Below are 23,816 nucleotides of genomic sequence, written 5' to 3'. Positions count from 1 at the left end.
CGGTCGTACCGGATGACCACGGGCGTCGGCGGCGGCGGGCGGCTACTGTCGGGCGATGCCCGCACCGGATCTGACCCTGACCGCCAGTCTGCGCCCGGCCGCGCTGGACGCCCGACGTGGCATCGTCCGGCTGCATCCGGAGGTGCTCACCGCCCTGGCCCTGCGCCCCGGGGACCCGGTGCGGCTGGCCGGTAGGCGGGTCACCGCCGGGATCGTCGCGCCCGCCGAGCCGACCGCCAGCGCCGCTCTGCTCTACGCCGACGACCTGACGCTGGGCAACCTCGGGCTACGCGACGGCGGTCAGGTGACTGTCGGTCCCGCCCCGGTGACCTCGGCCCGTCGGGTGACCCTGGCCGGCCCGGTGTCGGTGCTCGCCGCGGTGTCCCCGGAGATGCTCCGGCTCGCCCTGCTCGGCAAGGTCGTCACCGAGGGTGACAACGTCTCGCTGCTCCCCCAGGACGTGCTCCCCGACGCCTCGGTGCGCGGTCTGGTCGAGGCCGCCCGCCGCAGTCTCGCCAACACCGTCGGGTACGCCTGGACGAGCACCCTGTTGACCGTGGTCGCCGCCGACCCGCAGACCGGTGGCCTGGTCACCATGGACACCGTGGTCGGTTGGGAACACGGCCAGGTCACCCACGGTTCGTCCGGTCCGGCCGGTGGTGGGCCGGGCTCGGCCGGCCGCGCCGGGACGGCTCCGGCCGACAGCCCGACGGGCCCGACCGGAGAGGCCGAGAGGGCCGGGCAGGCCGGCGGGGCCGGGGAGGCCGGCGGGGCCGGGGAGGCCGGCGGGGCCGGGGAGGCCGGCGGGGCCGGGCACGACGACGACGTGCCGCACGTGGACGAACTGCCCGGCCTGCGGGCCCAGGCCGAGCAGCTGACCGAACTGCTGGACCTCGGCTTCCACCACCGGGAGGTGCTGGGGCGGCTGGGCACCACGGTCTCGCTCGGTGTGCTGCTCAGCGGGCCGGCCGGCTCGGGCAAGTCGGCGCTGGTGCGGGCGGTGGCCAAGACGGTCGGTGCCCGGGTACGCCCGCTGTGGGCACCGGAACTCGCCGCGCTGACCAACGACGCGGCGGCCCGACGGCTGCGCGACACCGTCGCCGAGCTGGCCTCGGACGGGCCGACCGTGCTGCTGGTCACCGACGTGGAGGCGCTCGCCCCGGCCGAGGACGCCGGGCCGCTGGCCACCGTGTTCCGGCAGGTGCTCGCCGGGGCCGTCCGGTCGGGTACGGCGGTGGTGTGCACCACCTCGCGGCCGGAGTCGGTCGACCCGGGGTTGCGCGCGCCGGATCTGCTGTCGATGCGGATCTCGGTGCCGCTGCCCGACCCGGCGCTGCGTCGGGAGCAGTTGACCGTGCTGACCCGGCAGGTCCCGCTGGCCGAGGACGTCCGGCTCGACGAGGTGGCGGGGCGTACCCCCGGGTTCGTCGCCGCCGACCTGGCCGCGCTGGTCCGCGAGGCCGGGGTACGGGCGGCGCTGCGGCAGAAGACGGCGCAGACGCCGACGGTGGCGATGGCCGACTTCACGGCGGCGCTGGAGGTGGTCCGGCCGACCACCATGGCGGCGTCCACGCTGGAGCTGGCGACGGTCACCCTGGACGACGTCGGCGGTCTCGGCGAGGTGAAGCAGACCCTCACCGAGTCGGTGCTCTGGCCGCTGACCTACCCGGACACCTTCGCCCGGCTGGGGGTGCAGCCGCCCCGGGGGGTGCTGCTCTACGGGCCGCCCGGGTGCGGCAAGACCTACCTGGTGACCGCCCTGGCCGGCACCGGACGGGCGAACGTGCTGTCGGTGAAGGGTGCCGAACTGCTGTCCAAGTGGGTCGGCGAGAGCGAGCGGGCCGTACGGGAGCTGTTCCGCCGGGCCCGCGAGGCCGCGCCGACGCTGGTCTTCCTCGACGAGATGGACGCGCTGGCCCCGGTGCGCGGCCAGGCCACCGACGGCGGTACGACCGACCGGGTGGTGGCCGCCCTGCTGACCGAGCTGGACGGGGTGGAGGCGCTGCGCAACGTGGTGGTGATCGGGGCGACCAACCGGCCGGACCTGGTCGACCCGGCCCTGCTGCGCCCCGGCCGGCTGGAACGGCTGGTGTACGTGCCGCCGCCGGACGGCCCGGCCCGCGCGGAGATCCTGCGGGCCGCGTCCCGTGCCGTGCCGCTCGCCGGGGACGTCGACCTGGTGGCGCTCGGCGAGGAGCTGACCGGCTTCTCGGCAGCGGACTGCGCGGCGCTGGTGCGGGAGGCGGCGCTGGCCGCGATGCGGGAGTCGCTGTCGGCCGCCACGGTCACCGCCGCGCACGTCGCCACCGCCCGGGACCGCGTCCGCCCCTCCCTGGACCCGGAGCAGGTCGCCTGGCTGGCCGCCTACGCCGACAAGCACGCAGGCTGATCCTGCTGTGTCGCCCGTGGGGTGCTGCGCGGACCGGCGGTCCGCGGGGTCAGCCCTCGGCCGGGCCAGCCGACGGCGGGGTCAGCCGGCGGCAGGATCAGCCGGCGGCGGGGGGCGTCGCGTCGAGTGAGATCTCCGCGTACACCTTGTGGTCGTCTTCGCGGAGCTTGGCGCCGCAGTTGCGCAGCACCGCGACGGCCCCCAGGTTGTCCGGGGTGGTCTCGGCGACGACGGAGTGCATGCCGGCCGCCGCCGCGGCGTTGAGCAGTTGCCGCAGGGCCGCCGCGCCGAGCCCCTGGCCCCGGGCCGACCGGCCGAGCCACATTCCGGTCTCGACCACGCCGGGAGCGTCGCAGCGGGTCATCCGGATCATGCCGACGACCTCGCCGCCGGCGCACACGGCGAACATCAGGGTGCGGGTCGGGCCGTCCAGCCCGCCGAAGCTGGCCCGGTGGAAATCCCGGAACGCCTCCCGGCGGGCCAGCGACCAGCCGGCGGGGGCGTCGACCGGGGGCATGACGTCAATCGGCTCCGCCTCGGCCGCCGCTACGGAGAGCAACGATTCCAGGTTCGCCTCGTCCACCGGCTCCAGCCGTACCGTGCCTGCCACGTGCCGCAGTCTGCCGCCCGTAGCGGCCGTCGTCCACCTCTTTGGCCGGTGACTGGCGGTCTGGTCGCAGGTCTCGGCCGGTCGTCCCATCGGAGCGGGCAACCTCACGCTCCGCTGTCGGTGCGCGCGGGTCTCAGCGGCGGCGGTTGCGGGCGCGGGAGGCGCGCAGCCGGCGCAGCCGGCCGATCAGCAGCGGCTCGGCGGCCAGCGCGGCCGGGCGGTCCAGCAGGGCGTTGAGCAACTGGTAGTAGCGGGTCGCGGACAGCCCGAAGGTGTCCCGGATGGCCTGTTCCTTGGCCCCGGCGTGCCGCCACCACTGCTGTTCGAAGGCGAGGATCGACCGCTCCCGCTCGGTCAGCTCGTCGCCGGCCGCCCCCCGCGCACCGGCCGACCCGGCCTCCGGCCCGGACCGGGGCGACGGCACGTCGGTGTCCGGGGTCGGTCGGGGTGCGGGCAGGTCGCCCTCCGGAGCCGGTCGGGGTGCGGGCACCGGCGGCGGCGTGGACCGGGCGTCGGTGGGCGGTGTGGGGCCGGTGGGCGGTGTGGGGCCGGTGGGCGGCATGGCGTCGGTGGGCGGCGGCACGGCGCTCCTCGGCAGGGTGGACGACCGGGCGTGCCGGCCGGGGAAGCCCAGCTTAACCAGGGTGGGCGACGCTTCCGGACGACGGACGGGCCCGGCCGACACGTGGTCGACCCGGGCCCGTCACGGTCGGGTGCCGCCCGAACCGGGCGGCACCCGGATCAGGTGATGTCCCGCCGGCGCATCATCCAGAACGCGGCGACCATCACCACGGCGGTGCCGATGCCGAACACCAGCGCCGAGTCCTGCCAGGTCACCAGCAGTTCCTTGGGCGTGCACTCGCCCTGGACGAGCTCGCAGGAGCGGTAGTCCACGAGCGCCCACTGCTTCTGGAACCAGGCCAGCGCATAGGTGGACAGCACCCACCGGTCACCGAAGCGCACCTCGGCGATCGTCGTGGCGATCCGGATGCCGATCTCACTGATCACCCCGGCGCCCACGGCCACCCCCAGGGCCATCGCCGTGTGCCGGCCCAGGGACGCCAGGGCGAAGGCCACCGCGCCGGCGGCGAGGATCATCGCCAGCGCCCGCAGGCCGCTGATCCCGGCGGACTGCCACACCCCGGAGGTGACCTTCTCGGTGGTCCCCCGGAAGCTGGCGATCAGCCAGAAGGCCAGCGTCCACAGCGCACCGAGCACCACCGTCACCCCGGTCAGCGTGGTGAGCACGGCGGCCAGCTTGGTGCCGAGCACGGTGAGCCGTTTCGGCCGCCACAGCAGCAGGTTCATCATCCCGCCGGTGCTCCACTCGGCCCCCACGAAGGAGGCGCCGATCAGGAAGCCGAACAGCGCCACCGCCCCGGCGAAGATGGCGATGAAGTTGCCGAACTCGGCCCGGAAGTCGAACTGGTAGGGCAGGTTCCACTTCGGGTCGAACATCTCGGCGGTGGGCTTCCAGTCCCGGCCGCAGTTCGGGCCGTACCGCTCGTCGGTCTGCTCGCCACGCGCCTTGGCCGCGTCGCACTCGGCGATCGAACGCTCCCACTCCCGGAGGGCGTCGCGGAAGTTCGCGTCCGACTCCGCCTGCGCCTGGGCGATCACGGCCGGCGAGAGTTTCTGGCTGGAGAAGGTGAAGGCGGTGACGATGCCGGCCAGGCCGAGGACGAGCAGGATCAGCATGACCCGGGTGAGCCGGCGCTTGGCCAGCCGACGTAGTTCGGTGACGTACAGGCTCATGCGCCCCACCCTCCCGTGGTGCCGGCGGTGCGGCCCGGCTCGCCGATCGTGGCGGACTGGTCGACCTGGCGGTGCTGACCGGGGACCGGAGCGGTGGCGGTGATCTCCAGGAAGACGCTCTCCAGGTCCACCGAGACCGGGGCCAGTTCGCTGACGTACAGGTGTTGTTCGGCGAGCAGCCGGCTGACCGTGGCCGGCTTGTCCACGCCGGCCAGCATCAGGTGGTCCGGGTGGCGGGTGACCGCGACGCCGGCCCGGCCGAGCAGGTCGGCGGCGGCGGAGAGGTCCTCGGCGGCGTCCAGCCGCACCCGTACGCCGCCGTGCGAGTGCTGGGCCAGCACCTGCTCCACCGGACCGGCGGCGACCCGGCGGCCCAGCGAGATGATGGTGACCTCGTCGCAGATGAGCTGGATCTCGCCGAGGATGTGGCTGGAGAGCACCACCGTCATCCCGGATTCGGCGAGGGTGCGCATCAGGGTGCGCATCTCCCGGATGCCGCCCGGGTCGAGGCCGTTGGCCGGCTCGTCGAGGATCAGCAGCTTGGGGTTCTTGAGCAGGGCGGACGCGACGGCGAGCCGCTGCTTCATGCCGAGTGAGTACGTCTTGACCCGCTCGGCGGCCCGGTCGCGCAGCCCGACGAGTTCGAGCACCTCGTCGACCCGTACGGCGGGGACGTCGCCGGCCCCGGCCAGCAGGGACAGGGTGTCCCGGGCGGAGAAGTGCGGGAAGAACTGCGGGCTCTCCACGATCGCGCCGACCTGACCGGCGACGGTGGGCAGTGCGCCGGGCACCTCGTGCCCGAGGACGGCCATCCGCCCACCGTCGGGCTGGATCAGCCCGAGCAGGGTACGCAGGGTGGTGGTCTTGCCCGACCCGTTGGGGCCGAGGAAGCCGTGCACCTGGCCGGCCTCCACCCGCATGTCGAAGCCGTCCAGCGCGTTGCGGACCCCACGCCGGCGGCTCTTGTACGTCTTACGTAGACCTTCGATCTCCAGGACAGCCGACAAGCTGCGCCTCCCCCGATGGTGGCTGATGACAGCGGTCACCATACTCGGTATACCCGGGAGGGCAATACCCGGTATGCATCGGCGCTCGATTACTACCGACGGTGCACCGACGGGTCACTCAGGCACAGATGACGGCCACTCCGGCGGCGCGGAACGCATCGACCAGTTCCGGGGCCGCCCCGGAGTCGGTCACCAGGGTCTCCACCCGCTCCACCGGGCAGATCCGGGCGAAGGCGTGACCGCCCAGCTTGGACGAGTCCGCGATGATCACGACCCGTTTGGCCCGCGCCACCATCAGGTTGTTCATCGCCGCCTCCCCCTCGTGGTGGGCGGCGGCACCCAGCTGCGGATCGAGCGCGTCCACGCCCAACAGGGCGACGTCGAGGGTGACCTCGCGCAGCAACGCCCCACCGAGCGGCCCGACCAGTTCGAACGACTTCGGCCGCACCACACCCCCGGCGACCACCACCTTCATCCGGGAGCGGACCAGCAGTTCGTTGGCGATGTTCAGGGCGTTGGTGACCACGGTGAGCTGGGCGCCCTCGGCGTTGGTGTTCAGATCCGGCCGGACGGCCAGGGCGCGGGCCACCTCGGTGCTGGTGGTGCCGCCGTTGAGGCCGACCACGGTGCCCGGCGACACGAGCGCGGCGGCGGCGGCCCCGATCCGCTGCTTCTCGGCCGAGTGCTTGGCCGTCTTGTAGCGCAGCGGCAGGTCGTAGGACACACCGTTGGCGACCGCGCCGCCCCGGGTCCGGGTGATCATCTGCTGCTGGGCGAGCTGGTCGAAGTCGCGGCGGATGGTGGCCTGGGAGACGTCCAGCCGCTCGGCGGCCTCCTCGACGCTGACCCGACCGCTGTCGGTGAGCATTTCGAGCAGAGCGTTCCACCTGGCGTACCGGTCCATAGGGGGCCTCCGACTCTGCACGAAGGGTGATCGAATGCGTGCACAGTAGTGCGCGAAACTCCCGGTACGCAAAACCATCGACTGCGCGATCCGGGGGCAGGTTGCCACGCGCACCTCGTTTCGCGCAGAATAACGCGCGAAAGACGGTGGTAATGAGCCGTATTGCGCACCTCCCTCCCCTGTGCGAGGAGTTCCCCATGGCGTACGTCGACGCGGAGATCGCCAGCCAGCCCGACTGCTGGCGGGAGGCGGCCCGACTGGCCGGCACCGTCGCCGGCACCCTTCCCCGCCCCGGCGAGCGGGTCGCCGTCGTCGGTTGCGGCACGTCGTGGTTCATGGCCATGGCGTACGCCGGGCTGCGCGAACGGGCCGGCCACGGCGAGACCGACGCCTTCCAGGCCAGCGAGTTCCCCGCCGACCGCCGCTACGACCGGCTGATCGCCATCACCCGCTCCGGCACCACCACCGAAGTCCTCGACCTGCTCGCCGCGCTACGCGGCCGGACCCCCACCACCGTCCTGGTCGGCGACCCCGGCTCGCCCGCCGTCACGTTCGCCGACACGGCCGTGCCGATGCCCTTCGCCGACGAGCGTTCGGTGGTGCAGACCCGGTTCGCCACCACCGCCCTGGCCCTGCTCCGCGCCCACCTCGGCGACAACGTCGAGGCGCTGGCCGCCGACGCCGAGGTCGCCGTCCGCGCCCCGCTGCCGCTCGACCCGGCCCGCATCGACCAGGCCACCTTCCTCGGTCGCGGCTGGACGGTCGGGCTGGCCCAGGAGGCAGCGCTGAAGTGCCGTGAGGCGGCCACCTTCTGGGCCGAGGCGTACCCGGCGATGGACTACCGGCACGGCCCCATCTCGATCGCCGGCCCCGGCCGGCTGGTCTGGGCGTTCGGTGAGCTGCCTGAGGGCCTGCCGGAGGACGTGGCGGCCACCGGGGCGGCGTTCGTGCACAGCCGGCACCACGGCTGCCACACCGTGCTCGGCAGTTGGGCGGCCGGCCGGACCCCGGTCGACCCGATGGCCGACCTGATCCTCGCCCAACGCTTCGCGGTGGCCCTGGCGACCAGCCGGGGGCTGGACCCGGACGCGCCCCGCCACCTGACCCGCTCCGTGGTGCTGGCATGACCGACGGGCCGCCGGGCGACGACCGGGTCGTCGTCGCGCTGGACGTCGGCGGCACCGGCATGAAGTGCGCCCTGGTCCGCCCGGACGGCAGCGTGCTGCACGCCGAACGGCATCCGACCGACGCCGGGCGCGGCCCGGACGCCGTGGTGGAGACCGTCCTGGCCGTCGCCGGGGGCCTGGCCGACCGGGCGCGTGCCGCCGGGTCGATCCCGGTGGCCTGCGGCGTCGCCGTGCCCGGGGTGGTCGACGAGGCCGCCGGGGTGGCGGTCTGGTCGGCCAACGTCGGCTTCCGGGACGTACCGCTGCGGGAGCTGGTGGGTGCGCGGCTCGGGCTGCCGGCGGCGCTCGGCCACGACGTGCGGGCGGGCGGGATCGCCGAGGCCCGGCTCGGCGCCGGACGGGCGGCCCGGCACGTGCTCTTCGTCGCGATCGGCACCGGCATCGCCGCCGCGCACGTGGTCGCCGGGTCGGCCGCCGTCGGCGCGCACGGTGCCGCCGGCGAGATCGGCCACATCCTGGTACGCCCCGACGGCCCGCGCTGCGGCTGCGGCCGGACCGGCTGCCTGGAGGCCGTCTCGTCCGCCTCGGCCGTGGCCCGCCGCTACGCCGAACTGGCCGGGGCGACGGCGAGCGCGGCCGACGTGGCCGGGCGGGCGGCGGCCGGTGAGGAGCTGGCCGGGCGGGTGTGGCGGGAGGCCGTCGAGGCGCTCGCCGACGGGCTCGCCACCGGGCAGGCCCTCTACGACGTGGACACCATGGTCATCGGCGGCGGCCTGGCCCGGGCCGGCGGGCAGCTGCTCGACCCGCTCCGCGCCGCCCTGCACGAACGGATGACCTTCCATCGGGAGCCGCGCCTGGTCGCGGCGGCCCTGGGCGACGAGGCCGGCTGCCTCGGTGCGGCCCTGCTCGCCCTCGACAGTCTGGAGAGACGATGACCCAGCGGGTGACCGGCAAGGTGGTGACCCCGACCGGCGTGATCCGGCAGGGGTGCGTGGAGCTGGACGGCGAGCGGATCACCGCCGTCGCCGAGTACCCGGCCAAGCGCGACGGGCACTGGATCGTGCCGGGCTTCGTGGACATGCACACCCACGGCGGGGGCGGGCACACCTTCACCACCGGTGACGCCGACGCCGCCCGCGAGGCCGCCGCGTTCCATCTGCGGCACGGCACCACCACCCTGCTGGCCAGCCTGGTCAGCTCCCCGTTCGAGCTGATGCGGACGGCGACCGTCGCGTTCGCGCCGCTGGTCCGCGAGGGGGTGCTGGCCGGCGTCCACTTCGAGGGGCCGTACCTGTCGGCGGCCCGGTGCGGCGCGCAGAACCCGGAGTTCCTCCGCGACCCGTCCACCGACGAACTGGGCCGGCTCATCGCGGACGGCGACGGGACGGTCCGCATGGTCACCCTGGCCCCCGAGCGCCCCGGCGCGCTGGACGCCATCAAGCTGCTCGCCTCGCACGGGGTGGTCGCCGCCGTCGGCCACACCGACGCCACCTGGGAGCAGACCCGGGCCGCCGTCTCGGCCGGGGCCAGCGTCGGCACCCACCTGTTCAACGGGATGCGCCCGCTGCACCACCGCGAACCGGGCCCGGTGGTGGCCCTGCTGGAGGCCCCGAACGTGGTCTGCGAGCTGGTCGCCGACGGGGTGCACCTGCACGACGGGATGCTCAGCTTCGCCGCCACCGTGGCCGGCCCGGAGCGGATCGCCCTGGTCACCGACGCCATGGCCGCCGCCGGGATGCCCGACGGCGAGTACGAGCTGGGCGGCCAGCCGGTCGCCGTGGCCGACGGGGTGGCCCGGCTGGCCCGGGACGGCGCGATCGCCGGCAGCACCCTCACCATGGACGCGGCGCTGCGGCACGCCGTCACCGCCGGCATCCCGATCGTCGACGCGGTACGCATGGCCGCCACCACCCCGGCCCGTGCCATCGGCCTGGGCGACCGGATCGGCGCGCTCCAGCCGGGCCGCCGCGCGGACCTGGTGGTGCTCGACGACGAGCTGACCGTCGTCCGGGTGATGCGCGCCGGCACCTGGCTCGACTGACCCGGGTCGCCGCCCCGTCCTCCTCGGTGACCTGCTCAACGTGTGCACCGGCGAGCACCGGGGATGCCGTGCGCGTCCTTTCGAGCTGATGACGTGAACGGCTCGCGGGCACCCGACGGTGCCGGTGCCCGACGAGGAAGGTCTCCAGGTGCGGTACGGCGAACGCGCCGCAACGGGTGCCGAGTCGTCAACGTCATCAGGTCGAAAGGACGCGCGACACACATCCCTCCTTGCGGCAGCAGCCGGCCGGTCATCCCGTCGACCCGGTGCGGTCCCCGACCGGAACGGGACAGAGCGCAGCGAGGTGGGACGTGGAGCGGGCGGCCGGAAGACGGGCGGGTCAGGCGGTGGGGACCTCGACGCCCAGGACGGCCTGCTCGTCGGGGCGGTGCACCAGCACGTCGGCCAGGTACGACTGCACCGCCGGACCCATCCCCACGTCCCGGCCGGCCCGCTCGGAGAGCAACCACTTGTGCTCGATGATCTGCGCGAAGACCTCCTGCGGCTCCAACTTGTGCCGCAGGTGCGCGGGGACCGCCCGGACGACCGGCTCGAAGACCTCGGTCAGCCAGCGGTGCGCCGCCTGCTGCTCGTCGGTCAGGTCGCTCTCCACCCGGTAGGCGTCCAGGTCGTTGAGGAGCCGGCGGGCCTGGTTCTCCTCGGCGTCCAGGCCGGTGAGCCGGATCAGCCGCCGGGTGTGGTAGCCGGCGTCGACGACCTTCGGGCGGACCAGGTACCGCCCGTCGTCGACCGTCGACAGGGCCACCTCGGCCACGTCGAAGCCCAGGTCGTTGAGTCGGCGGATCCGGCGCTCGATGTCGTGCCGGGCCTCCCGCTCGACCTGCTGCTCATAGGTGATCTCGTGCCAGAGCCGTTCGTAGCGCTGCACGACTTCCTCGCAGACCACCTCCGGGTCGATCGAGTCGTGCAGCAGCCCCGCCGCCTGGAGGTCCAGCGCCTCACCGAAGATGTTGACCCGGGCGATCTCCAGGTCCTCGCCGCGCTGCCCGTTGGACAGCGAACGGTGCAGCGCGCCGGTCTCGGCGTCGACCAGGTAGGCGGCGAACGCCCCGGCATCCCGCCGGAACAGGGTGTTCGACAGCGAGCAGTCACCCCAGAAGAAGCCCGTCAGGTGCATCCGGACCAGCAGCACGGCGAGGGCGTCGAGCAGCCGGCCCATCGTCTCCGGGCGCAACGTGCGGGAGAACAACGCCCGGTAGGGCAGCGAGAACTGGAGGTGCCTGGTGATCAGCACCGGGTCCAGCGGGGTGCCGTCGTCGGCCTGCCGGTCGGCCACGATCGCGATCGCCTCCACCGACGGGAAGTCGATCCGTTCCAGCGCCCGCAGCAGGTCGTACTCGCGTTCGGCGACCCGCTCCCCGGTCTCCTTGACCGCGTACACGTAGTCGCCGAGGCGGACGAACCGGACGATGTGCCGGGAGATGCCCTGCGGCAGCGCCACCAGGTGCCGGGCGGGCCACTGTTCCAGCGGAGTCGACCAGGGAAGGTCGAGCAGCGCCGGGTCGACGAGGGCCGAGGTGATCCGCACGGGGACAAGTGTGCCGGGTGTCCCCCGTCCGACGCTTCCCTTCGTGGTTCGACACACATCGACCCCGGGCCGTGCCGTCCCGACCACCGGGTCGGCCGGTAGCGTGATCGCGTGCGGGAGCGAACCACGAGGGTACGCGGCGGAGTGCGGCTCAGACCGGTCCGCCCGGCCGGCTGGTGGTACGACCTGCTGCTGCTCACCGCCCTGGTCGCGCTGACCTGGGCACTCGCCGCCGGCCACCTGTTCGGCGTCGACCGGGCGGTGGCCGACTGGGCCGACGGACACCGGCCGACCGCCGCCTACTGGGTGGCCCGGGTGCTCAACCTGCTCGGCCAGGGCACCCCGTTGACGCTGTTGGCCGCCGCCCTGGGGGTGCTGCTGGCCGTACGGTTCCGCTCGGTGCGCCCGCTGCTGCCCCCGGTGGTCGCCTTCGCGCTCACCCTGTTGACCATCGGGCCGCTCAAGGTGTGGACGGCCCGCCCGGCCCCGAGCGCCAGCGTGAAGGAGCCGTTCCTGTCGCCGGAGCAGACCCTGCCGCTGTTCCAGCACGCCCTGCCGGTGCGCTACGCCCAGTCGTACCCGTCGGGGCACGTGGCCAACGCGATCGTCTGGTACGGCGTGCTCGCCCTGCTGCTCGTCCCGCTGTTGCGTACCGTCGGCCGGCGGATGCCACCCCGGCTGGCCACCGCCGTACGGGTGGTGCCGCCGCTGGTGGTCCTGTGCACCACCACCTACCTGGGCTGGCACTGGTTGACCGACTCGGTGGCCGGGCTGCTGCTGGGGCTGCTGCTGGACCGGCTGCTGCGCCGGATCCCCTGGGACGACCTGCCGCTACCGACCCGGCTGCGCGGCCGGGATCGCCCGTTCACCGCCGACGCCTAACTGGGCCGCGCTGTCGTCCGGTTGCGGACCCGACGCCTCGCCCCGGCAGAGCGGAGCGGGGGCGTCGCCCCACCCGGCCCCGGGCCAGCTGTCCGCTTCCCGCCTTCCTGACGACGGAAGGCTGCCTGACAACGGACGAGAAATCGTCAAGCCTGTGTCCAGCGGAACCCGTCCGGCAGTCAGAGGGGGATACCCATGTTTCTGCGCATCAGGGTCGTCGCGACGGCGGTGGTCGTCGCCATGCTCGGCGCTCCCGCCATTTCCGCAGCGCCGGCGTCGGCTTCCGTCAGCCAGGGGTACGTCGCGGGTGCGGGGGCATGGGCGGACGACTGGGCGGATGAGGGCCCCGTCTCCGCCTCGACGCGCCCGCACAGCAACGTCGTCGCCATGTGGCAGATGATCCTGTGGGCCGACGGCTATCTCGACCGCTCCGGAATCGACTGTCGGTTCGGGCCGGTCACGACCGCCGCCACGACGAAGTGGCAGAGCGACCGGGGCCTACGCAGCGACGGCGTGGTCGGCTCCGGGACCCTGGCCAAGGCGGCAACCCGGCTCAGCGTCTACGAGTCGTGGTTCTACTACGACGGTGCCGGCACCAACTTCATCTACTTCGATCGCCGCGCCGACGGCAGGTGGGACATGAGCCTCGGCCCCGACCTGGAGTGGCAACTCCTCTCGTACACCTACGCGAACTTCAGCATCTGCTCCTGACCGGCTGCGCGCCGGGTACCACCCGTTCACCTCCGGTCTCTAACCTGCGGTGGTGGATCGACTGAGCCGGCGGTTGGGCGTACCCGATGCGGTGGTCGTCGGGTTGGGGGCGATGCTCGGCGCGGGCGTGTTCGTGGTCTTCGCCCCGGCTGCCGCAGCGGCCGGGGGCACCGGGCTGCTGGTGGCGCTGGCGCTGGCCGGGTTCGTCGCCTACTGCAACGCGACCAGTTCGGCCCGGCTGGCGGCCCGCTATCCGGAATCCGGCGGCAGCTACGTCTACGGCCGGGAACGGCTCGGCCCGTTCGCCGGGTTCCTCGCCGGTTGGGGTTTCGTGGTCGGCAAGACGGCGAGTTGCGCGGCGATGGCGCTGACCATCGGAGCGTACCTGTGGCCGGGGCAGGCCCGGCCGGTCGCGGTCGGCGCGGTGCTCGCGGTGACCGCGGTGAACCTGCGCGGTGTCACCCGCACGGTCGCCGCCACCAAGGTGCTGGTGGTCGTGGTGCTGGCGGTGCTGGCCCTGGTCGCGGTGACCGGCCTGGCCGCCGGGGAGGTACGGCTCGACCGGCTCGCCGAGGGCGGCGGTACGGCCCGGGGTGTGCTGACCGCCGCCGGCCTGCTCTTCTTCGCCTTCGCCGGGTACGCCCGGATCGCCACCCTCGGTGAGGAGGTCCGCGACCCGGCCCGCACCATCCCCCGGGCGGTGCCGCTGGCCCTCGGGGTGGTGCTGGCGGTCTACCTGGTCCTCGCGGTGGTCGCGGTAGGCGTGCTCGGCCCCGACCGGCTGGCCGCGTCCGTCGCGCCCCTGGCCGACGTGGTGACCGTCGCCGGGCTGCCCGGCCTGGCCTGGGTGGTCCGGGCCGGGGCCACGGTGGCGGTGACCGGGGTGCTGCTGTCCCTGCTCGCCGGGGTGGGTCGCACCCTGTTGGCGATGGCCCGCCGCCGGGATGTGCCGGGGGCGCTGGCCGCCGTGCACCAAATGCACCGGGTCCCGCACCGCGCGGAGCTGACCGTGGCCGCCGTGGTGGTCGCGGTGGTGGCGCTCGGTGACGTCCGGGGCGCGATCGGCTTCTCCAGTTGCACGGTGCTGGTCTACTACGCGATCACCAACGCCGCCGCGTGGACGCTGGGCCGGGACCCGACCCGACGGCTGCCCACCCGGGCGCTCGCCGGGGCGGGGCTGGTCGGCTGCCTGCTACTCGCGGTCAGCCTGCCCACCGCCAGCGTGCTCGCCGGTTTCGGGGTGCTCGCCCTCGGCGCGCTCTGGTACGCCGTCCGCCCCCGCTAGTCACTCCTGCGGGTCACGTGAGGCCGGCACCCCGGCGGGCGGCGGCGGGGCCGGGGGCGGGGGCGGGGTGGTCTCGCTGAGCAGGGCGCTCAGCCCGGCCCGCCGGGCCACCACGGTCAGCCGGTCCCCCGCCGAGATCACCATCCGGGGGTCGGCCCGCCAGTCGGTCTTGTGGCCGGGCCGGGAGTGGGCCAGCAGGCGCACCTCGCCGGGGCGGGCCACCGCGCCGAGCGGGCGACCGTCCAGGGCCGCACCGGCCGTCACCGGCACCTCCACCACCAGCAGGGCGTGCCGGTCGACCGGGATGGTGGCGATCACCGCCCGGTCCAGCAGGGCGGCGGCGAACGACGGCGCGGCCAGGTAGGACACGCTGCGCGAGATGCCGATGCCGAACGCCCGCTGGATGCGTTCGGCGAAGTCGCCGTCGAAGAGCCGCAGCACCACCCGCAGCTCCGGGTTGAGCACCCGGCCGTTGAGCGCTGCCCGCAGGTTGACCCCGTCGTCGGTGGAGACCACCACCAGCGCCTGGCAGTGTTCCACCGAGGCCGAACGGAGCGTCTCCTCGCGGGCGGCGTCCCCGACGATCAGGGGTACCCCCAGCCGCCGGGCCAGCGCCGCACCACGCGCCTCCGCGCTGCGGTCGATCGCCACCACCTCGACGCCGAAGTCGTGCAGTTGGGCCATCACCCGGGTGCCGATGTTGCCCAGACCGACGACCACCACATGCCCGGTGCGTTCCGGCTGGATGCGCCCGGCGTGCAGGGCCAACCGGGCGTTGACGATGCCGTCGACCACCACGGCGGTGATCAGCGGGATCAGCGCCAGCCCGGCCAGGTTGAGCACCACCTGCATGATCTGGGCGGCGGCCGGTTTGGTGACGTCCGGGTCCTGGCCGCTGAGCGTGGTGACCAGGGTCAGGTAGAGCGCCTCCGTCCAGCTCACCGCGACCGCACGGGCGTTGAGCCAGCCGAGCAGGGCGATCACCCCGAGCAGGGTCAGCACCGCGATACCGATCTTGCGGGTGGCGAAGCTGCGGACCGCCCGCAGCAGCACCGCCAGGGGTCGCCGGCGACGCCGCGCCCGGACCAGCCGGCGGGCCGCCAGCTCGGTGCCGGCGGGCTGGCCGGTCGCCTCGGCGAGCACCACGTCGGCTGCCTGCTCGTCGGCGGGCAGCACCCGGACCAGTTCCGGATCGGTGGTGACGGCCAGCCCGCAGACCACGTCGGCGGGGCGGACGTCGGCGCGGCGGGCCACGTAGAGGGTGCGACCGCCGTGCCGGAAGTGGGTCGGGGCCACCTCACCGAGGGCGGCGGCGACGAACGCCGGGGCGGCCATCGAGGCGTCGGAGAGGACCGCCGAGTCGGGAAAGAGCTGCCGCAGGCCGTTGGCGAGGCTGGTGTTGAACATCCGGACCACCAGGCGCAGCCGGGGTTCGACCTCCTGCGCGCAGAGCGCGGCCTGCATGTTGCCCACGTCGTCCTGGTGCAGCAGGGCCAGGCCGTCCGCGCCGGCCAGGCCGGCCCGGCGGAAGGTCGACTCGTCGAGCCGGTCGGCCCGGATCACCTGTACCCCGTCGACGTCGCGCCCGTCGGGGCCCTCGGAGCGGCGGCGTTCCGGCACCACCAGGGTGATCCGGACCCGCCCGTGCGCCGGGTCGGTGCCGAGCAGCGCCCGCACCACCCAGTACGCCAGCGGGTCGTCGCCGCAGACCACGTAGTGCCCACGGGTGTCGCCGTTCATCCGTAACCGCCAGCCGGTCGCGCGCCGGGCCCGGTCCCGCAGGGGTTCGGCCATGCCCGGATGGTAGCCATCCGGTCGCCGGACACGCAGCCCTGGTGAGCGCACCGGACGGTACCGGTTGGGCGGGCAGGCATGGTGGGCGTGGCGGCGGGTAGAGCAGCGGACGTGCAGACGTTCCTGCCGTACCCGGACTTCCTGGCCAGTGCGCGGACCCTCGACCAGCGGCGGCTGGGCAAGCAGCGGGTCGAGGCGCTCCAGGTGCTGCGCGGGCTGACCCGGCCAGGTTACGGCTGGCGCAACCACCCGGCGGTGAAGATGTGGGCCGGTTACGAGGAGGCGTTGACCCGGTACGGGCTGGACGTGTGCGCGGTCTGGTCGGCGGCGGGCCGGGCGGACACCTGCGCGTCGACACTGGTCACCGACCTGACCGCCGCCCGGGGCCACGGCCGGGTCCGCAGCCAGGCGGAGTTGGCCGCCGCCGGTGAGCTGCCACCCTGGTTGGGCCGCGAGGACCTGCACCGCAGCCACCGCTCGGCGCTGCTGCGCAAGGACCCGGCGCACTACCGCCCGCAGTTCGGCGACGTGCCGTCCGACCTGGAGTACGTCTGGCCGCCGTCCGACCGTCCCCCGCTCGCCGCCGGTCGGCCGAACCCCGCCGACGACTCCGGTGGCGGCACCGCACCGGTCTGACCGGGCCGGATCGGGCCTGGTCGGGCAGACTGGGGGTCCCTCGGGTCGGAAGGTGCACATGGCGCTGTCGCAGAAGCTGGGCCGGCTCATCGGCGTACGCGAGCACGTGGTGGACCCGGGCGGGGGTGGCGCCCCCCGGGTGGCCCGACCGACCACGGCCGTGGTGGTGGGCGGCGGGATCGCCGGCATGTCGGCGGCGGTGGTGCTCGCCGAACGCGGGGTGGACGTCACCGTGCTGGAGGCCGCGCCGACGCTGGGCGGCCGGCTCGGCGCGTGGCCGGAGGCGCTCGCCGACGGCAGCCAGGTCAACGAGCACGGCTTCCACGCGTTCTTCCGGCAGTACTACAACTGGCGGTCGATCCTGCGGCGGGTCGAGCCGACGCTCGGTTTCCTCAAGCCGATCCCCGGCTATCCGATCCTGTCCGCGCAGTGGCCCACCGAGGAGTTCGGCCGGCTGCCCCCGGCCCCGCCGGCCAACCTGCTGGCGTTACTGCTGCGCAGCCCCAGCCTGCGCCTGGCCGACCTGCGCACGATGGACCGGGACGCCGCGTTGCCGCTGCTCAGCTACGACCCGGTGCGCACCTACGCCGAGTTCGACGACACCACCGCCGACGCGCTGCTCGCCTCGCTGAAGCTGCCCGACCGGGCGCGGGCGATGCTGTTCGAGGTCTTCTCGCACTCGTTCTTCAACCACGAGACCGAGATGTCGGCCGCCGAGATGATCGCCCAGTTCCACTTCTATCTGCTGGGCAACCCGGAGGGGTTGGCGTTCGACTGCCCCGACGAGGACTACGCCACGGCGATCTGGCAGCCGCTGACCCGGTACGTGGAGAAGCACGGCGGCCGGGTGCACACCGGGGTCGCCGCCACCCGGCTGGACCGGGAACCGGACGGCTGGCGGGTGACCACCGCCGACGGCACCGTCCACTCCGCCGGGCAGGTGGTGCTGGCCGTCGACCCGCCCGCGCTGGCGGCGCTGGTCGCCGCCTCCCCCGGCCTGGTCACGGTGGCACCCGAGCTGGTGGCGCGGATGCCCGCGTTCGGTCGGCCCGGCCCGCCGTACGCGGTGGCGCGGTACTGGCTCGACGGGGACGTCCGGGCCGACCGGGCGGTGTTCAGCGGGGTGTCCCGCCAGCCCACCCTGGACTCGGTGACCCTCTACCACCGGCTGGAGAACGAGTCCCGGCGGTGGGCGCAGCGCACCGGCGGCGCGGTGGTGGAGCTGCACGCGTACGCCTGCGACGAGGGGGTGCCGGCCGAGGAGCTGGCCGAGCGGATGCGCGCCGAGTTGGTCGCGCTCTGGCCGGAGGTCGCCGGGTTGGGGGTGCGGGAGCTGCGCGCCCGGGTCGAGGCGCAGGCCCCGGCGTTCACCCCGGGCAGCCACCCCGGCCGCCCCGGGGTACGCACCGACGCCGAGGGCCTCTACCTGGCCGGGGACGGCATCGGCACCGACTTCCCCAGCGCGTTGATGGAACGGTCGGCGGCGACCGGGATCATCGCCGCCAACCACATCCTGCGCGCTGCGGGGGCGGCCACCGAACCGGTCCGCTCCATCCGCCCCCGGGGACTGCTCGCCGGGAAGTGAACGGGGGCCCGCCCGGCCGGTGGGCCGGACGGTCAGCGCGCGGTCCCCTGGTACGCGTCCCGCATGAGCTGCTGCATGTCGTCGAGCATCGGCATCCGGGGGTTGGCCGGGGCGCACTGGTCCTCGTAGGCGTTGAGGGCCTGCTGCGGCAGCGCCGCCTCGAACGCGGCCCGGTCGACGCCGATCGCGGCGAACGACGGTTCGATGCCGACCGCGTCGCGCAGCCGTTCCACCGCGTCGGCCAGCGACGCCACCCCTTCCGCCGGGGTGCCCGCCGGCAGGCCGAGTTGGGTGGCGATCTCGGCGAACCGTTCCGGGGCCCGGTAGCTCTCGTAGCGCGGCCAGCCGGACAGCTTCGCCGGGACGGTGCCGTTGTAGCGGATCACGTGCGGCAGCAGCACCGCGTTGGTCCGGCCGTGGGCGATGTGGAACGTCGCGCCGAGGGTGTGCGACATGGCGTGCACGATGCCGAGGAAGGCGCTGCCGAACGCCATCCCGGCGATGGTGCCCGCGTTGTGCATCCGTTCCCGCGCCTCGGGGTCGGCGTCGACCACCGCCCGTTCCAGGTTGGCGAAGATCAGCCGGATGGCGTGCAGGGCCAGCCCGTCGGTGAAGTCGTTCGCGTACACCGACACGTACGCCTCGATGGCGTGGGTGAGGGCGTCGAAGCCGCTGTCGGCGGCGATGGTCGCCGGCATGCTGGCGGTCAGCACCGGGTCGACGATCGCCACGGTCGGGGTGAGCGCGTAGTCGGCCAGCGGGTACTTCTTGCCGGTGCGGTGGTCGGTGATCACCGCGAACGGGGTGACCTCCGCGCCCGTGCCCGACGTGGTCGGCACGCAGACCAGCCGGGCCAGCGCGCCGAGGGTGGGGAAGGTGAAGGCGCGCTTGCGGATGTCGAAGAACTTCTCCCGCATGTCGTCGAAGACCACGTCCGGGTGCTCGTAGCGCAGCCACATCACCTTGGCCGCGTCCATCGCCGAGCCGCCGCCGAGGGCGACGATGGTGTCCGGCCGGAAGGCCCGCATCAGCGCGGCCCCCCGGTCGACGGTCTCGACGCTCGGCTCGGGCTCCACGTCGTCGATGATCTGCAGGGCGATCCGCCCGGGGCGGCGTTGCAGCACCCGGTTGATCCGGTCGACGAAGCCGAGCCGGGTCATGGTGGCGTCGGTGACCACGGTGACCCGGTGCACGTCGGGCATCTCGGCGAGGTAGCGGATCGCGTTCGCCTCGAAGAAGATCTTCGACGGGACCTTGAACCACTGCATGTTGTTGTTCCGCCGGCCGATCCGCTTGATGTTGAGCAGGTTCACCGCCGAGACGTTGTCCGACACCGAGGTACGGCCGTAGCTGCCGCAGCCCAGCGTCAGCGACGGCAGGAACGCGTTGTACATGTCGCCGATGCCGCCCTGCGAGGCCGGCGAGTTCCAGATGATCCGGACCGCCTTGACCCGGCGGCCGAACTCCTCCACCAGGTCCTCGTCGGCGGTGTGGATGACCGCGCTGTGCCCGAGGCCGTGGAACTCGACCATCTGCTCGGCGTACCGCAGGCCCTGCTCGCGGCTGTCGGCGCGGAGCACGGCCAGCACCGGGCAGAGCTTCTCCCGGGTCAGCGGCTCGTCGGGGCCGACCCGGTCGACCGCGACCAGGATGATCGAGGTGTCGGGGGCGACGGTGATCCCGGCGGCGTCGGCGATCCAGGCGGCGGTCCGGCCGACCACGTCGGGGTTGAGCTTGCCGGCGGGGAACAGCAGCGCCTCCAGTTTGGCCTTCTCGGCCGGGGTGGCCAGGTGGGCGTGCAGGGTGCGGAACTCCGCGATGGCGGCGTCGTGGATCGCCGCGTCGAGGATGACGGCCTGCTCGGAGGCGCAGATCATGCCGTTGTCGAACGACTTGGACAGCACGATGTCGTTGACCGCGCGCTTCAGCTTGGCGGTCGCCTCGATCCAGGCCGGCACGTTGCCTGCGCCCACACCGAGCGCCGGCTTTCCCGCCGAGTAGGCCGCCCGGACCATGGCGTTGCCGCCGGTGGCGAGGATGGTGGCGACGCCGGGGTGGTGCATCAGCGCGGTGGTCGCCTCGACCGACGGCTCCTCGATCCACTGGATGCAGTGCTCGGGGGCCCCGGCGGCGACGGCCGCGTCGCGTACCGTGCGGGCGGCCTCGACGCTGCACCGCTGCGCCGCCGGGTGGAAGGCGAAGACGATCGGGTTGCGGGTCTTGAGCGCCAGCAGCGCCTTGAAGATGGTGGTCGAGGTGGGGTTGGTGACCGGGGTGATCCCGGCGACCACGCCCACCGGGTCGGCGATCTCGACGATCCCGCTGATCTCGTCCCGGGCGATCACCCCGACGGTACGGGTCTTCGCCATGCTGTGCGTGACGTGCTCGCAGGCGAAGATGTTCTTCACCGCCTTGTCCTCGAACACCCCCCGACCGGTCTCGGCGACGGCGAGCTGGGCGAGGGCGGCGTGCCGGTCCAGCGCGGCCACCGACGCCTTGCCGACGATGTGGTCGATCTGCTCCTGGTCGTACCGGTCGTAGTCGGCCAGGGCCTTGAGGCCGTCGGCGACCAGGGCGTCGATCGTGGTGGCGAGTTCGGTCGACATGCTTTCACCTCGGCGGTTGGCGGCGTCTCGGACACCCTCAGCATCCATCGACGGCCGTCTCGGCGGTGGGGCGCAAGGACCCGTCCGACGGTGGCCAAAGGTCCCGTCGTCACGCCCGTCCCGGGCACCTCCGGGTCGACCGAAGGTCCCGATGTCACGCGGCGGGCACGCAGCGTCGCCTACCCGACACCGCGCCCCGTCGCCCCCGTCCACCATGATTCGCATGACGGGACCGCGAAGGGCCTACACGTTGCTCGCCGTGGCCGCCGTCGGGGTGGCGGTGCTGGCCTGGCGGATCGGGGTCGACAAGGCCAATGCCCTGGTGGGCCTGGCCGGCGTCTTCGCCGCGAGCGCGCTCGGGCTGTTGTCCCTGTTCAGCGCGATCGACCCACGACTGTCCCGGGCGGCGACGGACGCCGCCGCCCTGCCGCCGGGGTCCACCCCGCCCGCGTCCGACGCACCGACCGGAGCAGACGCCACTCCGTCGGCCCCGGGGTTGCGCCGCCGCTGGCGACGCTGGTGGCTGCCGGCCGGGATCGCCGCGCTGCTGCTGGTGATCGTCAGTACGGTGACCGTGCTCTCCTGGCCGACGGACCGGAACCCGGACGCGCGGGCTGCCTCCCCCACGACCTCCGTCGACGCCGCGTCGGCCGCCCCCGGCGTCACGGCGACCCCGGTCGGGCCGACGCCCTCCCCCGACCCGTCCGGGGCGACGCCCGCCACCACCCCGGCGACCCCGGATCCCGGCCCGGACGGGCCCACGGCCGGCCCGGGCCCGACCCCCACGGCCCGGCCGACGCCCGCCCCCGGGCCGGTCGAACGGGACTGGGTGCCGCCGAAGGACGCGCCGCACTGGAAGCTGCTCGACGGGGACTCGGTCTACTTCCTGCCGAAGCCCCGGGTCGCGCGGGGCACCGGTGCGGGCACCCTGATCTTCCAGGGGAAGGACCACCAGCTCGCCCTCTACAACTGGACCGACGACCCGACCGACCTCAGCTACGAGGGCTGCCGGAATCCGAAGGCGCAGCGCTATTCGAGCATCGACCTCGAACAGCTCGAACCCACCCCGGTCACCTACTGCCAGCCCGACCCGGGCGACCCGACGGTGGTCAACTACGTCCGGATCGACCACAACCGCTACCAGGCGACGCCGGCCTCGGTCGACGTGACCGTCTGGTCGGTCCGCTCGTAACCAGGTCTGCCGGTCCGGCAGCTCGCAAGCGGAGGGCACGGCCGGCGGGTGGCATCGAAATGCGTTGCCCGCCCGCGCCGCCGCGCCTACCGTGATCCGCGCAAGGCCAACCAGTCGAACCGGGAGCACGCCATGACGTCGCCGCAGCTCACCAGCGCGTGGTCGACGCTACCCGTCGACGGTGACCGAGCCGAACACCCCCGGGACGGGGAACCCGACTGACGCGTGCCGCACGTGCCGGCCGCCCCGTCCCACCGTGGACCGGGTGGCCTTCGTCGTCCGGGCCGACCGACAGACCGATCGACCCACCGACCGCGAAGGGAGAGCCCGGTGGACGCCGTCCTCGTCATCAACGCCGACCTCGGCCCACTGCACCGGGTCACCGTCCAACACGCGATCCGGATGCTGTGCCGTCGGGTCGCCGAGATCCACGAGGCCGAGCCGGACCGGGTGATCGGGGTCTTCCCCGTCCCCCGGGTGGTCCGGCTCGTCCGGTACGTCGTCACCCGCTGGCGGTTCAGCGCCGGCCCGGCCTGGTCCCGGGCGGGGGTGCTGCGCCGCGACGGTGGGCGGTGCGCGTACTGCGGCGGGCCGGCCAGCACCGTCGACCACGTGCTGCCCCGCTCACGCGGCGGTGGCAACACCTGGCGGAACACCACCGCCGCCTGCTACCCGTGCAACCAGCGCAAGGGTGACCGGACGCCGGCCGAGGCGGACATGCCGCTGCGGCGGGCGCCGGCGACGCCGAGCTGGGCGAGCCTCGCCGGGCGGTGACCGGACCGGCCGGCGGGCACAGGGGGTCGCGTCGGGGTACGCCCCGGCGCGACGCCCGCCGGCCCCCACCGCCCCGCCCCACCCAGGGGAACGGGCCCCGCCATCGGTGGCAGCCGGGCGGACCGGATCAGTGACCGGCGGCCGGCGACCAGGGAAAGTCGGGCGGGCGGCGTTCGTGGTGGGCGGCGACGCCCTCGCGGGCCTCGCCACTGTCGCGTGCCTTGCGGTGCCACCAGGCGATCCTCGCCGGTCCGGCCCGGTCGTCGATGATCTCCTTGGCGGCGGCGATACTGAGCTGGGAGCGGGCGGCGATGGCCCCGGTGATCGCGGACACCCGGCCGGGCAGGTCGTCGACCACCTCGTCGGCCAGGCCGACCCGCAGCGCCCGTTCGGCGTCGATCAGCTCGGCGGTGAAGATCAGGAACTTGGCCGTGGACGGGCCGACGAGCCGGGTCAGCCGCCTGGTGGTGGGTGCCGGGTAGACCAGCCCGAGCCGGGCCGGCGGCACCCCGAACCGGGCGTCCGGGGCGGCGATCCGCAGGTCGCAGGCGACCGCGAGCAGGCATCCACCGCCCACGCACGGGCCCTGCACCGCCGCGACGGTGGGCTTGGCGAACGCGGCCAACCGTTCCTCGGCGGCGACCGCGATGCCCGCGTCCCCGTTCGCGTCCAGCAGCTCGTCGAAGTCGCCGAGGTCGGCACCGGCGCAGAACGCCCCGTCAGCGCCGGTGAGCACCAGGGCGCGGACCGCCGGGTCGGCCTCCAGCCCGTCCAGCAGCACCGGCAGCCGCCGCCACATGGCAGGCGTCATCGCGTTGCGCCGGGCCGGGTTACGGATCGTCACCGTCGCCACCGCGCCGGTCACCCCGACGGTCAACTCCGCGTCCGACACCGTCGTAACCCCTCTCGTCGCGTCACCGGTGCGGCGACCATAACGGCGCGGGCCCGGCGACCACCCAGGAGGGGTGG

At 74.1% G+C, this 23,816-nt stretch carries 20 protein-coding genes; 11 read left to right on the top strand and 9 right to left on the bottom strand.

Features of this window, described 5'->3' with window-relative positions; translation table 11 throughout:
• Positions 1–55 precede the first annotated feature (55 nt).
• Positions 56–2,389 (top strand): AAA family ATPase, encoded by a 2,334-nt coding sequence (locus ACN267_RS27345; RefSeq protein WP_421489974.1) that lies wholly within the window; start codon positions 56–58, stop codon positions 2,387–2,389.
• Positions 2,390–2,486: 97 nt separating this feature from the next.
• Here ACN267_RS27345 and ACN267_RS27340 read toward each other — a convergent pair whose 3' ends face one another.
• From ACN267_RS27340 to ACN267_RS27320, 5 genes are all read right to left on the bottom strand, one after another.
• Positions 2,487–2,999: a GNAT family N-acetyltransferase gene (locus tag ACN267_RS27340; protein ID WP_204957529.1), complete on the bottom strand. Its 513-nt coding sequence runs from the start codon at positions 2,997–2,999 to the stop codon at positions 2,487–2,489.
• 133 nt (positions 3,000–3,132) lie between these two features.
• A complete protein-coding gene (locus tag ACN267_RS27335) occupies positions 3,133–3,561 on the bottom strand; it encodes a DUF3263 domain-containing protein (RefSeq protein WP_421490512.1) in 429 nt (142 codons plus the stop codon).
• 179 nt (positions 3,562–3,740) lie between these two features.
• Entirely contained in the window at positions 3,741–4,754 is a 1,014-nt protein-coding gene (locus tag ACN267_RS27330) for an ABC transporter permease (protein WP_204957528.1), read from the bottom strand.
• Positions 4,751–5,761: an ABC transporter ATP-binding protein gene (locus ACN267_RS27325; protein ID WP_421489973.1), complete on the bottom strand. Its 1,011-nt coding sequence runs from the start codon at positions 5,759–5,761 to the stop codon at positions 4,751–4,753. The genes ACN267_RS27330 and ACN267_RS27325 overlap by 4 nt, the downstream gene beginning before the upstream one ends.
• 118 nt (positions 5,762–5,879) lie before the next feature.
• Complete coding sequence (locus tag ACN267_RS27320) at positions 5,880–6,665, bottom strand: DeoR/GlpR family DNA-binding transcription regulator (protein WP_204957526.1); 786 nt, start codon at positions 6,663–6,665, stop codon at positions 5,880–5,882.
• 197 nt (positions 6,666–6,862) lie between these two features.
• Here ACN267_RS27320 and ACN267_RS27315 point away from each other — a divergent pair, with 197 nt between their 5' ends.
• From ACN267_RS27315 to nagA, 3 genes are read left to right on the top strand one after another with little or no spacing between them, the layout of a single operon-like run.
• The gene (locus tag ACN267_RS27315; protein ID WP_421489972.1) at positions 6,863–7,792 is read left to right on the top strand and encodes an SIS domain-containing protein; all 930 of its coding nucleotides are present in this window, start codon (positions 6,863–6,865) and stop codon (positions 7,790–7,792) included.
• Entirely contained in the window at positions 7,789–8,727 is a 939-nt protein-coding gene (locus ACN267_RS27310) for an ROK family protein (protein WP_421489971.1), read from the top strand. Before ACN267_RS27315 ends, ACN267_RS27310 begins: the two co-directional genes overlap by 4 nt.
• Positions 8,724–9,833 (top strand): N-acetylglucosamine-6-phosphate deacetylase, encoded by a 1,110-nt coding sequence (gene nagA, locus ACN267_RS27305; RefSeq protein ID WP_421489970.1) that lies wholly within the window; start codon positions 8,724–8,726, stop codon positions 9,831–9,833. The genes ACN267_RS27310 and nagA overlap by 4 nt, the downstream gene beginning before the upstream one ends.
• A 340-nt stretch (positions 9,834–10,173) precedes the next feature.
• Here nagA and ACN267_RS27300 read toward each other — a convergent pair whose 3' ends face one another.
• A complete protein-coding gene (locus tag ACN267_RS27300; RefSeq protein ID WP_204957522.1) occupies positions 10,174–11,382 on the bottom strand; it encodes a DUF4032 domain-containing protein in 1,209 nt (402 codons plus the stop codon).
• A gap of 144 nt (positions 11,383–11,526) precedes the next feature.
• On the opposite strand from ACN267_RS27300, the gene ACN267_RS27295 reads away from it, so the two are divergent.
• From ACN267_RS27295 to ACN267_RS27285, 3 genes are all read left to right on the top strand, one after another.
• Entirely contained in the window at positions 11,527–12,264 is a 738-nt protein-coding gene (locus ACN267_RS27295; RefSeq protein ID WP_421490511.1) for a phosphatase PAP2 family protein, read from the top strand.
• Positions 12,265–12,459: 195 nt separating this feature from the next.
• Positions 12,460–12,975: a peptidoglycan-binding domain-containing protein gene (locus ACN267_RS27290; RefSeq protein WP_421489969.1), complete on the top strand. Its 516-nt coding sequence runs from the start codon at positions 12,460–12,462 to the stop codon at positions 12,973–12,975.
• Between the two features lie 52 nt (positions 12,976–13,027).
• Complete coding sequence (locus tag ACN267_RS27285; protein WP_421489968.1) at positions 13,028–14,260, top strand: APC family permease; 1,233 nt, start codon at positions 13,028–13,030, stop codon at positions 14,258–14,260.
• Here ACN267_RS27285 and ACN267_RS27280 read toward each other — a convergent pair whose 3' ends face one another.
• Positions 14,261–16,054, bottom strand: a complete 1,794-nt coding sequence (locus ACN267_RS27280) for an NAD-binding protein (RefSeq protein ID WP_421489967.1) — start codon at positions 16,052–16,054, stop codon at positions 14,261–14,263.
• A 111-nt stretch (positions 16,055–16,165) separates the two neighbouring features.
• On the opposite strand from ACN267_RS27280, the gene ACN267_RS27275 reads away from it, so the two are divergent.
• Entirely contained in the window at positions 16,166–16,690 is a 525-nt protein-coding gene (locus tag ACN267_RS27275; protein WP_421489966.1) for an MSMEG_6728 family protein, read from the top strand.
• Between the two features lie 58 nt (positions 16,691–16,748).
• Positions 16,749–18,275: an FAD-dependent oxidoreductase gene (locus ACN267_RS27270; protein ID WP_421489965.1), complete on the top strand. Its 1,527-nt coding sequence runs from the start codon at positions 16,749–16,751 to the stop codon at positions 18,273–18,275.
• A 32-nt stretch (positions 18,276–18,307) separates the two neighbouring features.
• Here the strand turns inward: ACN267_RS27270 and adhE are convergent, their stop codons facing one another.
• Positions 18,308–20,881 (bottom strand): bifunctional acetaldehyde-CoA/alcohol dehydrogenase, encoded by a 2,574-nt coding sequence (adhE, locus tag ACN267_RS27265; RefSeq protein ID WP_421489964.1) that lies wholly within the window; start codon positions 20,879–20,881, stop codon positions 18,308–18,310.
• Positions 20,882–21,104: 223 nt separating this feature from the next.
• Here adhE and ACN267_RS27260 point away from each other — a divergent pair, with 223 nt between their 5' ends.
• Together ACN267_RS27260 and ACN267_RS27255 are read left to right on the top strand one after the other, a co-directional pair.
• Positions 21,105–22,073 carry a hypothetical protein gene (locus ACN267_RS27260; RefSeq protein ID WP_421489963.1) on the top strand — a complete coding sequence of 323 codons (969 nt, stop codon included), beginning with the start codon at positions 21,105–21,107 and terminating at the stop codon, positions 22,071–22,073.
• A gap of 330 nt (positions 22,074–22,403) precedes the next feature.
• Positions 22,404–22,847 (top strand): HNH endonuclease, encoded by a 444-nt coding sequence (locus ACN267_RS27255; protein ID WP_204957516.1) that lies wholly within the window; start codon positions 22,404–22,406, stop codon positions 22,845–22,847.
• Positions 22,848–22,974: 127 nt separating this feature from the next.
• On the opposite strand, the gene ACN267_RS27250 is transcribed toward ACN267_RS27255, so the two are convergent.
• On the bottom strand, positions 22,975–23,739 hold the full coding sequence (locus ACN267_RS27250) for an enoyl-CoA hydratase/isomerase family protein (protein WP_204957515.1): 765 nt from the start codon (positions 23,737–23,739) through the stop codon (positions 22,975–22,977).
• Positions 23,740–23,816: the final 77 nt, after the last annotated feature.

The organism is Micromonospora sp. WMMD734, assembly GCF_049178975.1.
Taxonomy (GTDB): Bacteria; Actinomycetota; Actinomycetes; order Mycobacteriales; family Micromonosporaceae; genus Micromonospora; species Micromonospora wenchangensis.
Note: the sequence above shows the minus strand (reverse complement) of the source record. Positions and strands in the feature narration are given on the sequence as shown.